Annotated in this window: 9 protein-coding genes and 1 pseudogene; 7 read left to right on the forward strand and 3 right to left on the reverse strand. The window is 49.8% G+C overall.

Translation table 11 applies throughout. From position 1 onward, the window contains the following. The coding region (locus tag QUB30_RS31345; protein WP_333341885.1) for a calcium-binding protein at positions 1–2,574 on the forward strand (2,574 nt) is incomplete at its 5' end. A gap of 185 nt (positions 2,575–2,759) precedes the next feature. Here QUB30_RS31345 and QUB30_RS31350 read toward each other — a convergent pair. Beyond that, positions 2,760–3,515: pseudogene (locus tag QUB30_RS31350) on the reverse strand (IS5 family transposase). 628 nt (positions 3,516–4,143) lie between these two features. After that, positions 4,144–4,767, reverse strand: coding sequence for a GNAT family N-acetyltransferase (locus tag QUB30_RS31355; protein ID WP_333341887.1), 624 nt, complete (start codon positions 4,765–4,767; stop codon positions 4,144–4,146). Positions 4,768–5,173: 406 nt separating this feature from the next. On the opposite strand from QUB30_RS31355, the gene QUB30_RS31360 reads away from it, so the two are divergent. The 3 genes from QUB30_RS31360 (at position 5,174) to QUB30_RS31370 (ending at position 10,838) form a co-directional block, all read left to right on the forward strand. Then, positions 5,174–5,413, forward strand: coding sequence for a hypothetical protein (locus QUB30_RS31360; RefSeq protein WP_333341889.1), 240 nt, complete (start codon positions 5,174–5,176; stop codon positions 5,411–5,413). 752 nt (positions 5,414–6,165) lie between these two features. Beyond that, positions 6,166–9,666, forward strand: a complete 3,501-nt coding sequence (locus QUB30_RS31365; protein WP_333341891.1) for a response regulator — start codon at positions 6,166–6,168, stop codon at positions 9,664–9,666. Positions 9,667–9,956: 290 nt separating this feature from the next. Next, positions 9,957–10,838, forward strand: coding sequence for a lysophospholipid acyltransferase family protein (locus QUB30_RS31370; protein WP_333341893.1), 882 nt, complete (start codon positions 9,957–9,959; stop codon positions 10,836–10,838). On the opposite strand, the gene QUB30_RS31375 is transcribed toward QUB30_RS31370, so the two are convergent. Continuing rightward, a complete protein-coding gene (locus tag QUB30_RS31375) occupies positions 10,815–10,955 on the reverse strand; it encodes a hypothetical protein (RefSeq protein WP_333341895.1) in 141 nt (46 codons plus the stop codon). The two genes, QUB30_RS31370 and QUB30_RS31375, sit on opposite strands and share 24 nt — an antisense overlap. 237 nt (positions 10,956–11,192) lie before the next feature. On the opposite strand from QUB30_RS31375, the gene QUB30_RS31380 reads away from it, so the two are divergent. The 3 genes from QUB30_RS31380 to QUB30_RS31390 form a co-directional block, all read left to right on the forward strand. Beyond that, complete coding sequence (locus QUB30_RS31380; protein ID WP_333341896.1) at positions 11,193–11,345, forward strand: hypothetical protein; 153 nt, start codon at positions 11,193–11,195, stop codon at positions 11,343–11,345. A gap of 94 nt (positions 11,346–11,439) precedes the next feature. Beyond that, positions 11,440–12,267 (forward strand): sulfotransferase, encoded by an 828-nt coding sequence (locus tag QUB30_RS31385; protein WP_333341898.1) that lies wholly within the window; start codon positions 11,440–11,442, stop codon positions 12,265–12,267. 66 nt (positions 12,268–12,333) lie between these two features. Continuing rightward, positions 12,334–15,593: DUF4347 domain-containing protein (locus QUB30_RS31390; protein ID WP_333341900.1), on the forward strand; the 3,260-nt coding region annotated here is incomplete at its 3' end.

Genomic DNA, 15,593 nt, shown 5'->3' on the forward strand with positions numbered 1-15,593 from the left:
TTAGTCACGGGATTGGGAGGAAGCGACCCCGACGGGTCGATCGCCTCTTACACCATCAACACCCTGCCCCCAGCCGACCAAGCAATCCTGTTTTTAGGAGATCCCGCCAACGGCGGCGTAGCGGTGACACCAGGTCAAGTCCTGACTCCAGCACAGTTGCAGCAACTATTTTTCCAAACGACAGGCAACTTTACGGGAGCCAATTTCACCTACAGCGCCACCGACAACAGCGGCGCTATCAGTCCGGCTACCGCTACTGTTGCCGCTGTCCCCCTGCCTGTGCCGACACCGACACCAGCACCGACTCCAACTCCGACACCAGCACCGGTGCCGACACCGACACCAGCACCGACTCCAACTCCGACACCAGCACCAACTCCAACTCCCAACCAACCGCCAGTAGCGACAAATGCTGAATTTAGCATTGCGCCCAACAGCAGCACCTTAGTCACGGGATTGGGAGGAAGCGACCCCGACGGGTCGATCGCCTCTTACACCATCAACACCCTGCCCCCAGCCGACCAAGCAGTCCTGTTTTTAGGAGATCCTGCCAACGGCGGCGTAGCGGTGACACCCGGTCAAGTCCTGACTCCAGAACAGTTGCAGGAACTATTTTTACAAACGACGGGCGACTTTACGGGAGCCAATTTCACCTACAGCGCCACCGACAACAGCGGCGCTATCAGTCCGGCTACCGCTACTGTTGCCGCTATCTTGGAGCCGGTTGCGCCAACGCCCACACCAACGCCCACGCCAGCGCCCACGCCAACGCCCACACCAACGCCCACGCCAACGCCGATCGCTCAAACAGATACCGAGTGTCAGTGTTCGCCGATTATTGAAAAACCGGGAATTAACTTTGCGCCGCCGCCGCAACCGCCGGCAGTTCGATTTGTCCAGCCGATTTCACAATTTTCAGAGGGACAAACCACCAAAGGAAGTGAGGGCGATAACTTCATCGCAGACACCACAGGCAACCAAAAAATTGTCGGTTTTGAAGGCAACGACCTACTTTTAGCTGAAGAAGGCGCGGACGAAATTTACGGCAACGAAGACAATGACACGATTTTTGGGGACATTGACACCGATATTGTTTACGCAGGCGAGGGCAACGATATCGTATTCGCAGGCAAACAGAACGACTGGATTGCCGGCGACTTAGACTCAGACATCCTGTTTGGAGATCGAGGTGCCGATACGATTTTGGGAGACAACGGCCGCGATAACTCTAGCAGCGCTGATAACAATGGCGATTCGATCTTCGGAGGCAACGGTGCAGACATCATTAACGGCAACGAGGGTGACGATACCATCCATGCCGGCAAAGGTGACGATATTGCCCTTGGAGGTAAAGAAAATGACCTGATTTGGGGCGAACTCGGCTCCGATACCTTGTTTGCTGGCATCGGGGACGACACCTTGTTGGGCGGCACGGGCGACCAAAGGGTCAGCGACTCCCAGGGACGGGACTTGCTGTACGGAGGCTTCGGCAACGACTTCCTCAACGGCCAAGAAGACAACGATACGCTGGTTGCAGGCAAAGATAACGATCGCCTTTACGGAGGCAAAGGCAATGACCTAGTTTTTGGTCAACTCGGCTCCGATACCCTCTACGGTGGCGAAGGTATTGATACCATCCTCGGTGACAGTGGCGGTTCTCAGTCAATAGGGGATACCGGCGAACAAGACTTAATCTTTGGCGGCAGCGGCAACGACATCATCGGCAGCGGCCACGGCCAGGATACCGTCCAAGCAGGTAAAGGCAGCGATTGCGTTTGGGGGGGCAAAGATAACGACTTGATTTGGGGCGAACTCGGCTCCGATACGCTTGTTGGCGACAGCGGCGACGACACCATGTACGGCGGTGCTCGCAGTCGATCTCAAGATGTTGGTGGCCGGGACTGGCTTTTTGGCAATACGGGTGCTGATGTGCTGTTCGGCGATGAAGCTGACGATACCATCAGTGGCGGTCAAGATAACGACTTGATTTACGGTGGCAAAGGTAACGACCTCATGCACGGAGACCTCGGGGACGACTTGATTTACGGTGGTGACGGCAGCGATGAACTCTGCGGTGACGAGGGCAGCGATACCATCTATGGCGATCGTGCTGATAACCGGGGTGTCTCGGTGGGCGCAAACGACCAGCAAGACTGCATCAACGGCGGTGAGGGCGATGACTTGCTATACGGCAACGAAGGCCAAGATACCGTTAACGGAGATGCTGGCACCGATACTCTGACTGGCGGTAAAGATAACGACCTTCTCAATGGTGGCGCTGGAGATGACTGGCTGTTTGGTGGTTTGGGCGACGATACTTTAATTGGAGGTATTGGGAGCGATCGATTTGTGTTGAGTGCTGATGGCGGCACTGATACTGTCATTAACTTCGAGGTAGGCGTCGATAAGTTTGTTTTGAGCAACGAAGTGAGTTTGCAGCAGTTGCAATTTAGCGCCACTCCGAACGGTACGTTGCTGCGAGTAGCAGGAACCGATCGGGTTTTAGCGAATCTGGTTGGCGTTAACGGGGCGATCGGTTCGTCGGATTTCCTACCAAATCTCTCTGAGGTCTAGAATTGGCAGCGAAAGTCTGCTTTTGTGAGAAGTCAACGCCACAGAAGGTCACAAATTCTGTGGCGTTCCTCATAATACTAAATCCGGGTTAGAAACTTTATATCTCTCGGCGCTTGAAACCGCTCCTACACTTGCCTTTGGTCCCTCTCTAAGAGAATGTTTTAAAAGTATAAGCGAGTAAAAAATCATGCGAGTCGTCTGACCACGATCCGAATCATCGCTATGTAGATAAAAGTCTCAGATGTTTGGGGCAATCTTTCATAATCCTTACTCAAGCGCCAACAACAATTGAGCCAGCCGAACGTTCTTTCTACTACCCAACGCTTTGGTAAAATGATGAAGCCCTTTTTCTCTCTCATGTCTCAGAACAATCTCCACAATCCAACGAAACATATCCATTACCCACCGCATAAAGTTTTCCCCCCGATACCTCCATCCATCCAAATGGTATGTAACCGATTCACCTTGTCCCCCATGCGATGAACTCGTTTAAAAACTTTTTTTGCTCTCTCACGTTCGGGAACACCCGCAGAAGTGACTAACACCCATAAAACGGGCCCCAACAAATCTACGCTCAAATGTCGCTTGCGTCCATGTATCTGTTTACCTGCCCCGTAACCAACATCAATGGAAATCATCGTTGCGGTTTCTACTGGTTGAGTATCAACGGCTGCTTGTGACGGACTCGGTTCCCGTCCGGCAGCTACTCTTACCCACTGGTAAAGGTTGTCGTGAACCTTTAACCAAGTACCATCTTTGCTCCACCTCCAAAAATAACCATAAACGGTAGGCCAAGCCGGAAAATCGCCCGGGTTTGCCTCGCCACCTACATCGCAAGGCATCAGTACATAGAGAATGGCGTTCACGACGCTAAATAAAGCTATGGTACGTGGACGACCACCAGGTTTTCTGAGGAAAATTGGTCGGCGATTAATTCCCACTGTTCCTTTCGTCAGATTGCTAGGATATGCTGCAGGTCATTCGCGTGAGCGTGGTGCTGGTTTCTACAAATTTCAGCTTAAGCCTTGTGAGCTTTCTTACAACAGCCCCTAGTTTTAAAACATCCTCTTAGACTACTTCGGTAGCAGACCCCAATTAAGTGTCAAGAATCACCGTGCCTGATAGTCGGTGACTGTTTCAAATAACAAGCCTCACACTCGAAGAGTCACTGTAGGATATTTTGGGGAAACTGGTATAACTTTGTATCGCGGTTTTTAGGTGTCTGAAAGTACGCAATGTTTGGTAGCTCAAGTTTTTACTAAAAACCAATTTTATTAGGGTTGTGCGAGCGGACGGACTTAATAGGAAACTAAAACCGATCGTCAATTCGCAATTTGCAATTCTCAATTCCCTTGATTCACGATGCGGAAGTCAAGTATATACGGATAGGTATTTTTTTCGGCTCTCCTAGATAACTAAATACTTCTTCCTTTTACGTCGCAATTCCCTCTTACCAATTCCTTGATTCATGCTCTACAAGTCACGGATACACGGATAGCTGTTTTTTTCTTTATTCCTGATACCTCCTAATTCCCCCTTCCCAATTTCCCATCACTTCAAATACTTAGCTTACGAAACGGAAATCTGCTTGCGTAAAAACAGTCGGCGCGGCTGCCCCAACAGCCAACCAGTCCAATTCCAATCGACCTGTTGCAAGCGATAGCCGGCTTGATAGTACAACTGTCGCGCCGCGTGATTGTTTTCCAGAACGTGGAGGTAAATCTCAGAAAATCCCCATGCTATAGCTGTCTGCTCGCAGTTGCTGAGCAATTGTTGAGCAACTCCCTGCCGCCGGTACTCGGGGTGAACGGCTAAATTCGACAAATAAGGATAGTCAGAACTCGGGACTTGCCAAGGGAAGCGAGAACGCACAGCCATTTCTATTGTTCCTGTTATGCACTGAGCTCGGTGCGAGCGATAATTCTGCGTTCCCTCCTCGCGCGAGACTAGCTCAGCAACCAGACAAATGTAATGTTCTGCTTTAGAACGCAGTCGATTTTTTAAATCTTCGTAAATGCCCAAACGCAACACCGGATACACCCATTCTACAAACCCCTCGCGGGAGTGAAAGCTCATGGTCAAAATATCGGCTAGCTGCGTCAAGTCGTTCGACGCAGCCATCCGGATCGAAAAGCCAGAAAGTCCGGGAGTTTGTTGTTCGTGAGACGGTGAGGAAAAAAAGGAAGGGTTCACAATGCCAGGCCACTATATTAATTTTTCTAGGTGGGTTTCTAAGCTGCCCCTCTTAGAAACTTCACTGATGTTATACCGATCTTATAACGTAACTTATAGGCATAGTTTATTAGCCGGATTAAATCACTTTTTTTTGTGCTTGACTTTAAGTAGTATCTGATGTAAGTTGGAAATTTTAGGCATTTAAGACTCTAGTTATGACAAATAAAAACCCATCCCCTAATACTAGATTTCTGGGTAGGGGGAAAGGTATTAAAAACAATCAAAAAGGTTTGAACGTCAGGTTCTGGGAATCTTACCGCTCTGTGCTTGCGGAAATACCCGATCGAATATAATTTATCCGTCAAGCGGTAATTGAAAAACTCAACGACTGGTCAGACTAACACCGGGCGCGCTCGCGCGTCAGATGTCGATCGCCGACCCCGGACCTGGCAACCCAGCTTTCAGCAGTTCTGGGCAATCCATCCCCCGTCCCCGATCGAACCGGCCTTACCTGTTGCGCCAGGGGGTACTCTCCCCAGCGTCCAATTTAAATTTGGATGCCTGGAAACAGTATGCGGGGATTTTCCCCCGTCGGCTCGATATTGTGCTGCGATACTGTGCTGCGCGCGATCGAGACCTTCAAAACCTCGATCGAGCTGATTGACCGGTTTCCACAGAGTACATCCCTAGCTAAGATTAACAGATGGAGGCTCGGGCTTGCGGTGTTTCATCGCAGTAATTGGCTGGTCGAAGGTCTGCAGGAGGTACAAAAAATGCCGCGTTCGGGGAAAAAGAGCAAGTCTAACTCAAATGGTACAGTAATTGCGTCCCTCGCACTCGCAGCCTCTGTTGTCTGTCAGCCACCCCCGAATATCAGTCAGGGGCTTTACGCCGGCTCGGGAACCCTATCCTGGGCTGACTTTTAAAGTTGCTGTCATCTCTGGGGAAAAATACAGGCAAAGATGTTGGCTGTCTATTGTATGGTGCTGCGGGCAGTTTTGACATACCAAATAAAACAGGCAGAGGATCGACAAGAGCAGATAAATTTGGCAAATATACTTACAATCAGGACGGTTATTCCTATGTATTATGAGATATCCCGACTGCAATTAAAAGTGCCGGATTCGCGTTTCCTCTCACGCATAGAGGTGAGGGATCAAGGGTATTTCCGGCGAGACGAGTTTATGTGAATATCATTAAATAATAAAATTGGGGTGCACGACAGACAACTGTGGCTCAGAAGAATTCCGAAGTGAAAGCCCAGACATTAAAAATCAAGGTTGATTCTTGCTTCGGCTTGCCTCACAACAACTTCAAATTCACGAATTATTGTGACTTCAGCAATTGAAACCCGCGAATTCTTCCTTTCATCAGACTTATTAAATCGAACTGCCCCGGGGCACAGGAGAACGGTGCATGAATTCCCAAGAAAATCCTAAGCTAAAAATTCTGATCGTCGATGACGAACCGGATAACCTCGATTTGCTTTACCGCACCTTCCATCGAGACTACAAAGTGCTCAGAGCTGAATCTGGCCCCGCCGCCCTGGAAATTTTGGCAAAACAGGGAGAAGTTGCTGTGATTATCTCCGACCAGCGAATGCCAAAAATGAGCGGTACGGAGTTTCTCAGCCTGACGGCGGCTCAATACCCCGACGTGATCCGAATTATTTTAACTGGCTATACGGATGTTGAAGATTTAGTGGAAGCTATTAACGCTGGCAAAGTATTCAAATACGTTACCAAGCCTTGGGATGCTCAAGAACTCAGAACTCTTGTCAGTCAAGCTGTTGATACTCACAATATCCTGAAAGCGCGCACCAATGAACTGCGCAGGGCTCTCTCGCAAGAATCGCTGCTTTATGCCGTTACAAATACTATCCGATCGGCTCCCAATTACCAGCAAATGCTGCAAAGAATTGTGGAAAGTGTCGGGCAGATGTTTGAGGTTAGTTGCTGTCTGCTGCGGCCGTTCCAAGACGGTCGGGTGGCCGATGAGTGGTTCGTTTACCAGAAGGGCGATGCTGAAGCCAGACCCCAAGATGATGCAGCAGCCGAACTGTCCCCGGATTTGCTGCCGGATTTGGTTTGGGAAACTCGGGATGTGGAGGTGATTCAAGATGCCCAAACCGACGATCGAGTTTTAAACTGGGACAATCAGCAGCGACAGCAAGCTTACCAAGCTGCGAATATTCGATCGAGCTTGATCGTACCGCTGTTTTACAAAACCGAACTGATGGCTGTCTTGGCGCTGCACCAGTTCGAGGAACCGCGCCAGTGGCAAGACCACGAGGTACAGTTGGTAATTACGGTAGCAGACCAAGCTGCTTTGGCGCTTTCTCAAGCCCGGGCTTACGAAAAGGTGCGGGCGCTGGCAAAGCGCGAGGCATTAGTCAATACTATTACTACGGCAATTCGATCGAGCCTCGACCCCCAAAATATTTTTGCAGCCATTACTCAACAACTCGGCCAAGCTTTGCAAGTTGACGGCTGCGCCCTATCTCTGTGGACAGAAGATGATGAGTACGTCCAGTGCGTGGGGCTCTACGACACCGCTAGGGATACGGTGGCTGTAGAACAAGGTTTTAACCATCCAGACGTAGTTGCGAACCCTCCAAGCCCCGATCTGGCTTCTGCTATTGCTGCTGGTAACGCTCGCGGCTGGGTTTTTGCCCATCCTTCCCTACCGCAGTCTTTGGTACCGATTCGTGGCAATCCGGTGTTGCTGCAAGTAATGGTATCAAAAGAGCCGGTGGCGATCGAAGACCTCAACGAACACCCCGAGTTAAATGTTACAGAACTGCAAGTTCGATCGCCCGCCCGCGCCCTGTTAGTCGTTCCCTTGCTCTCGGAAGGCAAAATCATCGGCAGCATTTCCCTGCGCCAAAATCGCAGCATCCGCCGCTGGAACCTCTCAGACATTGACCTGGCTCAAATAGTGGCAACTCAAGCTGCTCTGGCCGTGCAGCAGTCGCGCCTCTACCAGACTACCAGACAGCAGGCAGAACGGCTTCTGGAAGCCGATCGGCTCAAAACCGAGTTTTTCCAAAATATCTCCCACGAATTCCGCACCCCTCTAACACTAACTATCGGCCCTCTAGAATCAGCTTGCGGGCGCAAAGAAGACTTGCCCTACGAACAAGCCGTAATCGCTTTGCGAAATTCCCGCCGCCTCCTGCGCTTGGTAAATCAACTGCTGGACTTGCAGCGGCTCGATGCCGGACGGATGCAGCCGAGTTTTCGCCCCTGCGATTTAGTCGGTTTCTGTTACTCCACCGCAGAGTCGTTCCGCGCCTACTGCGAGAAAAAAGGACTGCACTTAATTACCCAACTGCAAGAATGTCCTTTACTTTATTTGGATATTGAAAGATTTGACAAAGTTATTTACAACCTGCTATCAAATGCTGTCAAATTCACCCCAGAAGGCGGAAATATTACCCTGACAGTTGCATCGGCCGGCGCTCACTGCTTGTTGCAAGTAAAAGACACCGGCATCGGCATTCGCACCGAACAAATTCCCTATTTGTTCGAGCGCTTTCACCAAGCCGAAGGTTCTGCCAGCCGTTCCTACGAAGGCAGCGGTTTAGGTTTGGCACTTGTCAAAGAATTAGTCGAACTCCACGGCGGCCAAATTTCCGTCGAGTCAGTTTACGGCGAAGGTACTACTTTTAGCGTGTGGCTGCACTTCGGTTCGACTCACTTGCCCCCGGAACAGGTACTAGAAATACCTGCGGAGTTTCACTCATCCAAAGCTGCGGTGGAACTGGCAGATGTGGAGGCGGATTTGTCGGAAAATGAGGCAGAAAATCATAACTTTGAGGCGCTAGTATCGGTAACTTCAGAAACAGCAGCGGGTACGGTTTTGGTGGTTGACGATAATCCAGATTTGCGCTTTTACGTGTCGGGAATTCTGCGAGATTCTGGCTTTGGAGTTTTGCTGGCCCGCAACGGAGAAGAAGGATTTGCCGTGGCAAAAAACCGCCGTCCGGATTTAATTGTAACGGATTTGATGATGCCTTTGCTCTCGGGTTTGGATTTGATTCGGATGATTAGAGAGGATGAGGAATTGCAGGGAACTCCGGCAATTTTGCTGACTGCTAAAGCCGACGAAGATACTCGAATTGAAGGAGTAGAACGGGGGGCTGACGCTTATTTGTCCAAGCCTTTTAACGATCGCGAATTGTTGGCGGAAGTGCGGAATTTGATCGCCCTCAAACAAAACGAGCGCCGAGTGCAGCAGTTGAACAGTTATTTAACTGAGTCGGTGCTGCGCCGATTTTTGCCGCCGTCGATGGTGAAGGCAGCCGCGGCTGGAGATTTGGCCCTAGATTTGCGCCCGGAACCGCGATTGATTACTATTTTGTTTAGCGATATTGTCGGTTTTACGGAAATGGCAAATACGCTGCGCTCGCGCCGGGTAGCTGAGCTTTTGAATGAATATTTGGCGGCAATGACTAAGGCTATTTTTGACAGCGGCGGTACGGTGGACAAGTTTGTCGGAGATGCGGTAATGGCTTTCTTTGGCGCGCCGGAGGAACTAACGCCTAACGAGCAAGTACGCCGCGCTGTAGCTGCTGCCGGCCAAATGCTGGAAGCTCTGAAGGAGCTTAACAAGGGCTGGTTGGAGCAGGGAATTGTGGGAGAAAATGGGGTGCAGCCGGTGCGGTTTCGCTGCGGAATTCACCAGGGTACTGCGGTGGTGGGGATGTTTGGCGGCCCCGACCGATCGGATTATACTGCGATCGGGCCGAGCGTCAATATTGCCGCCCGCTTGCAAGAGGTGGCGCAACCAAACACTGTGCTAATTTCGGCGGCGGTTGCAGATTATGTGGAGGAAAATCGAATTATTAAATATAAGCCACTGAAACTCAAGGGAATTGATGAAACGGTATTGACTTTTCTACTGAAGTGTGATTAGTCATTAGTGATTAGTTGTGTGTTAACTATTATATATTGACATCCCGCACACAATCTCCGAAACCATATAATTTGTAGGGCGGGTTTGCGAACAAAATAGACAACAAATACCAAAGCTCCGAACAGAACCTGCCCGCGAACCAACTCAGAAACCACATATTGGCGTAAATTCTGATTTAATTATATTGATATAGCAACCTCGCCCGACGTTTAGGAGGTTCTTAATTGCTGGAATATCAACGGTCGATTGAAATTTCGGTCTTCGTTCTTCCATCTTCCTCCTGCTATATAATGACCAAAGCGTTAAATAATTTTGCAGTGACAAAAACTACTAACCAAAAAGACGGCAAATCATCTAACTATCCCTTTGACGGTTTATCTTTGGACGATCGCAATCCCGACTTCATTCAACTTTTGCTGCCAATCTGGGAATGGCTGTACCGCTACTATTTTCGCGTACAAACCGACGGCTGGCACCACGTCCCCGCGAGCGGAAAAATGCTCGTTGTCGGTTCTCACAACGGGGGACTGGCGGCTCCAGATATGTTTATGTTCCTATACGAATGGTTCCGCAGGTACGGCACGGAACGCTTGGCCTACGGATTGATGCACCCGACGGTTTGGAAGGTTTCTCCTGATGTTGCTAGCATGGCGGTTCAGTGCGGTGCCATCAAGGCGCATCCGAAAATGGCGATCGCAGCTTTGCGAAAAAATGCCCCGGTTCTCGTCTATCCGGGCGGCGCAGAAGATACTTTTCGCCCCTATCACTTGCGCAATAAAATTTACTTTGCCGGACGCAAGGGATTTATTAAATTAGCATTGCGAGAAGAAGTGCCAATTTTACCAATTATCTCGCACGGTGCCCACGATACTCTGATAGTTTTGGCGGATTTGTACGAACAAGTTAAGCAATTGCACGAATGGGGAATGCCCTGGTTTTTGGGCATCGATCCGGTGGTATTTCCGGTGTACTTGGGATTGCCTTGGGGACTGAGTATTGGGCCTTTGCCGAACCTGCCTTTACCGGTGCAAATTCGGACTCGCGTGTGCGAACCGATTGTATTTGAGAGGTACGGAGATGAGGCGGCGCGCGATCGCGATTATGTTGATGCTTGTTTCGATCGAGTTACCGCCCAAATGCAACGGGAATTAGATTGTTTGGTTGGCAGTTGAGAATAGCACAAGTTCGATCGACCAAAAAACCTTCTTAGATCCCAGAATCCCGGGAGAAAACCCCAACCCTTGAGTTGCGGGTGCGATCGCCAACTGATTTTGGTCAAAACTTCTCATCGCACATTTTTTTGCCCAAAGCAATGACCGAAGTCATCATTATTTGCGAAGATCGATCGCACTTTTCTCCAACTCGCGAGTCTATAATACAATACGCTTCAGTTAAAACTATTTATTCCTCGGAGATCCCCCTCGCATCCCCCTTAAGAAGGGGGACTTTGAGTAAGTTCTTGTCCCCCCCTTTTTAAGGGGGGCTAGGGGGGATCGCACTTTTCTCCAACTCGCGAGTTTATAATAATGAACAAAGGTGACTGCCATCTACCGCAAGATATATTTTCCAATAAACTCGGCGGTAATTCCGTAAAGTTATGCAACATCCAACTTAAAGCAGATACCGTCTCAGATGCTGGATGCACTGTCTTGCCTCCAGAGATTATTGAAAGTCAATAGTGTGCAATGATACAGCAAGTAGCAACCGCAAAAGCGATCGCTTTCTTCTCTTCAAATGCAGGCTACTTGGCAACATTAAATATATTCCAAAGGGATGCCCCAGAAAGCACACTTCATCTCGGGATTGCCGCGTTCAGGCTCTACCTTACTAGCAGCTATCCTGCGACAAAACCCCCGGTTTCACGCCGCTATGACTAGCCCCGTCGGGGGTTTAGTTGAGCGAATGTTGGAAGCCATGAGCGAAGATAATGAATTTTCGGTGTTTATTTCCCCCGAACAAAAACGGGCGCTGATTCTCAGCATTTTTTCGGCCTATTATCACCCGCAAGCGGACAAAGAAATCATCTTCGACACCAATCGCCTTTGGTGTAGCAAATTGCCATTAATTCTCGAACTATTTCCTGAAGCTAAAGTAATCTGCTGTGTCAGAAACATCGCCTGGATCATGGATAGCATCGAGCTACTAATTCGGCGCAATACCTTTGATGTTTCCAGGTTATTTAATAATCCAGCAGAACGGGCTACAGTTTATAGTCGCACAGAGGCATTAAGTCAAGGCTCGCGTTTAGTGGGTTATGCCTATAGCGCCCTTAAAGAAGCATTCTACAGCGAACAGAGTGCATCTCTCCTATTAGTTGATTACGATTTATTAACCAAAGGGCCGGCTAAAACCATGTCGCTGATTTATCAATTTCTCGGCGAAGATCCTTTTGAGCATGATTTTGATAATGTTGAATATCAAGAACCAGAGTTTGATAATAGATTAAACACAAAAGGCTTACATCAAGTTCGTTCTCAAGTCGAGTTTAAACCGAGAAAAACAGTTTTACCTCCCGACTTATTTGAGCGATTTGATGGCTTATCTTTTTGGATAGAGGCAACAAATAGCCGCGCTAGTACCATTGTAGCGAAAGCTAAATAAACCGTCAAACCTTGACGGTGACTGTAAGATTGACAACACTAAGTAAAAATTAACAGGTCATATACCATGAGCAACCAAATAATTTTCGTAGACTCCTCAGTACAAGACTATCAAAGCCTAATTAATAACGCTGATGCCACTCAAATAGTCATTTTAGATGACACATCTAGCGGCATCGATCAAATTACAAACGTCTTAGCCAATCAAAAAGATATTTCAGCCGTACAGCTCCTTTCTCACGGCAGCGAAGGCAGTTTAAAACTCGGTGCCGACGTACTCAATGAGAATAACCTAGAAAAATTTAACACTCAGATAAAACAGTGGGGAAAAGCCCTGACTGAAAAAGGTGACATTTTATTATATGGCTGCGACGTAGCGGCCACAGAAACAGGTAATAAATTGATCGAGTCATTGAGCCAACTCACAGGTGCAGATGTAGCTGCATCTAACGATTTAACCGGAAATAAAGCATTAGGCGGCGACTGGGATTTAGAAATAGTAACGGGCAAAATAGAAGCCGCCGTGCCGTTCGATCGGGAGGCGATGAAAGATTATGAATATACACTAGCAAGTTTTAGTGTCACGGTGGCAACCGATGATGGCACCGGCACTGTAGCAGGCACATTGAGCAAAGCCATTTTAGATGCGAATGCCGCCGCCGGAGATGACACTATTACCCTCACCACAAATGTCACTGTTACAGGGGTAATGAAGACCCTAGTTAACAGCAACATTGATTTTATTGGCAATAACTTTAGTGTCAGTGGCGGTAATGCTTTTCGTCCTTTCTTTGTCAAGTCGGGAACCGTCAACTTTTCCAACATGACAGTCACCAATGGACGCGCCAAGGGGGGAAATGCTGGAAACCGAGGCGCTGGTGGCGCTGGCATGGGCGGTGGTTTATTCATCTACGGCGGCACTGTCGGGGTAAATAACGTCACCTTTAGCAATAATAGTGCTGTTGGCGGTAATGGTAACGGCGGCGGTGGTCGAGGCGGCGGCGGGATGTTTGGCAATAGCGTTGTGGGTTTACGTAGTGGAGGCGGTGGTCTTTTTGGCTCTTCTACAAGCACCACTGGTGGCTACGGCGGCAATGGTAACTACGGAGGTAGCGCAGGTAGTCCAAGTAGCGCGGGGGGCTTCGGTGGCGGCGGCGGCGGCGGCGGCGACTACGACCCTCAAGGCGGTGCGGGGGGCTTCGGCGGCGGCGGCGGCGCGGGCGACAACGGCTACGCCCCTCAAGGCGGTGCGGGGGGCTTCGGTGGCGGCGGCGGCGGCGGCTACAACAGGGGTCAAGGCGGTGCGGGGGGCTTCGGTGGCGGCGGCGGCGGCGGCGGCGGGATCGGTGCGGGCGGTGCGGGCGGTACTTTTGCTGGTAACGGTATCAGCAACGGCGGCTTCGGCGGTGGCGGTGCCGGTTTAGGCGGTGCCATCTTTGTCCGCAGTGGTTCTTTAACCCTCAACAACACCATCTTTACGAGTAACGCAGCCACAGGCGGCACATCTACGAACAATGGTCAAGGGAAAGGTGGGGCAATTTTTGCCATGACTTCTTCCCCCAACACCAATGGCAATACCCTGGGTATGCCAACTACCCCACCCACTGTCACCACATTCGGAGCGACCTTCACCAGCAACACCGCGGCCAACCAAGCTGGCACTCCCACTGCCACCACCCCCGCCAACGGTGTCGGCAATAGCCAAGACAATAACGATGTTTACGGCACGATTGGCAATACCGCACCCGTTCTTGCCGATACCGTCGTCACCCTCAGTGCCATCCTAGAAGATGCAGTTGCACCCACTGGCGCTGTGGGCACACTCATTTCCTCTATTGCTGCCATCGGTACAGGGCAAAACAACATCACCGACCCCGACACTGGCGCAGTGGCAGGCATCGCCATCACCGCCGCCGACATAGCTAACGGCAGTTGGTTTTACACCATAGATGGCGGTACTACTTGGACTGCTTTGGGCCTAGTATTTAATACCAACGCTCGCTTACTTGCCGCCAATGCCAATACCCGCATTTACTTCCAACCAACCGCCGACTACAACGGCACCGTCACCAACGGCATCACCTTCCGCGCCTGGGATAACACCTCTGGCACTAACGGCGGCACCGCTGACACCAGCACCAACGGCAGCTTTTATGCCTTCAGCGTTGCCACCGACACAGCCGCCATCACCGTTAACCCTGTCAACGACAAACCCAGTTTCACCAACTTAGGCAACCAAACCCTAACATCTTGGACAAACACAACTCAAATCGTCCCAAGTTGGGTAAAAAGCGTTACTTTCGGCCCAACCACCGATGAAGTAACCACTCAAGCGGTTAAGAATTACACGGTTAACATTACCAGCGGCAATACTTTATTTACCACAGGACCAACTGTGGCAAATGATGGCACGCTCACCTACACTCCCAAGGGTCAACCGGGAACTGCCACGGTTGAAGTACAACTGCAAGATAACGGCGGCACGTTGAATGGTGGTGTAGACCTTTCGGAAAAAGCTACTTTTAATATTACCTTTCCAGCACCGAAAGTTAACCTCACTGCCAGCACAACTACTGCCAGCGAAGCCGGGAAAACTGCTATTACCTTTACCGCCACTGCCGAAGGTAACGTCGTCGGCGCTCAAACAGTTAATTTAGCATTAACTGGTACTGCTAGCGCTGCTGACTTTACTGCTGCTATCCCCACTCAAATAACTATCCCAGATGGCAGTAATACAGGGCAAGTAACCATTACAGTTAATGATGATTTGATTGCTGAAGGTGCGGAAACAGCTACTTTAACAATTAGCAACCCGTCAACAGGAATTGCATTAGGAACAACCACTAACCAAAGTGTGACGATTACTGACAATGATACTGCTGGCATTACCATCACACCGACCACAGGATTAATCACAACTGAAGCCGGAGGTAAAGCCACATTTAGCATCCAACTCAAGAGTCAACCCACGGCAGATGTGACTGTAGGTTTAACCAGCGATAACATCGCTGAAGGAACAGTTTCCCCAACTTCAGTCACTTTCACTGCGGCTAACTGGAATACTCCCCAAACAGTCACCGCAACGGGAGTTGATGAAAATCTAGTAGATGGGAATAAAACCTATAACATTGTCACCGCCGCCGCTACCAGTACCGACCCTAATTACAACGGATTTAATCCCACCGATGTCGCGGTGACTAATACCGATAACGACGTAACTCTCATACCAGAAATCCAAGTATTAGACGGCACAACAGATATAGTTGATGGTACTACAAGTACGATCGACTTTGGCAGCGTCATAGTTGGCACAAATCTCAACAAAAC

It is taken from the genome of Microcoleus sp. BROC3, assembly GCF_036702515.1.
GTDB lineage: Bacteria > Cyanobacteriota > Cyanobacteriia > Cyanobacteriales > Microcoleaceae > Microcoleus.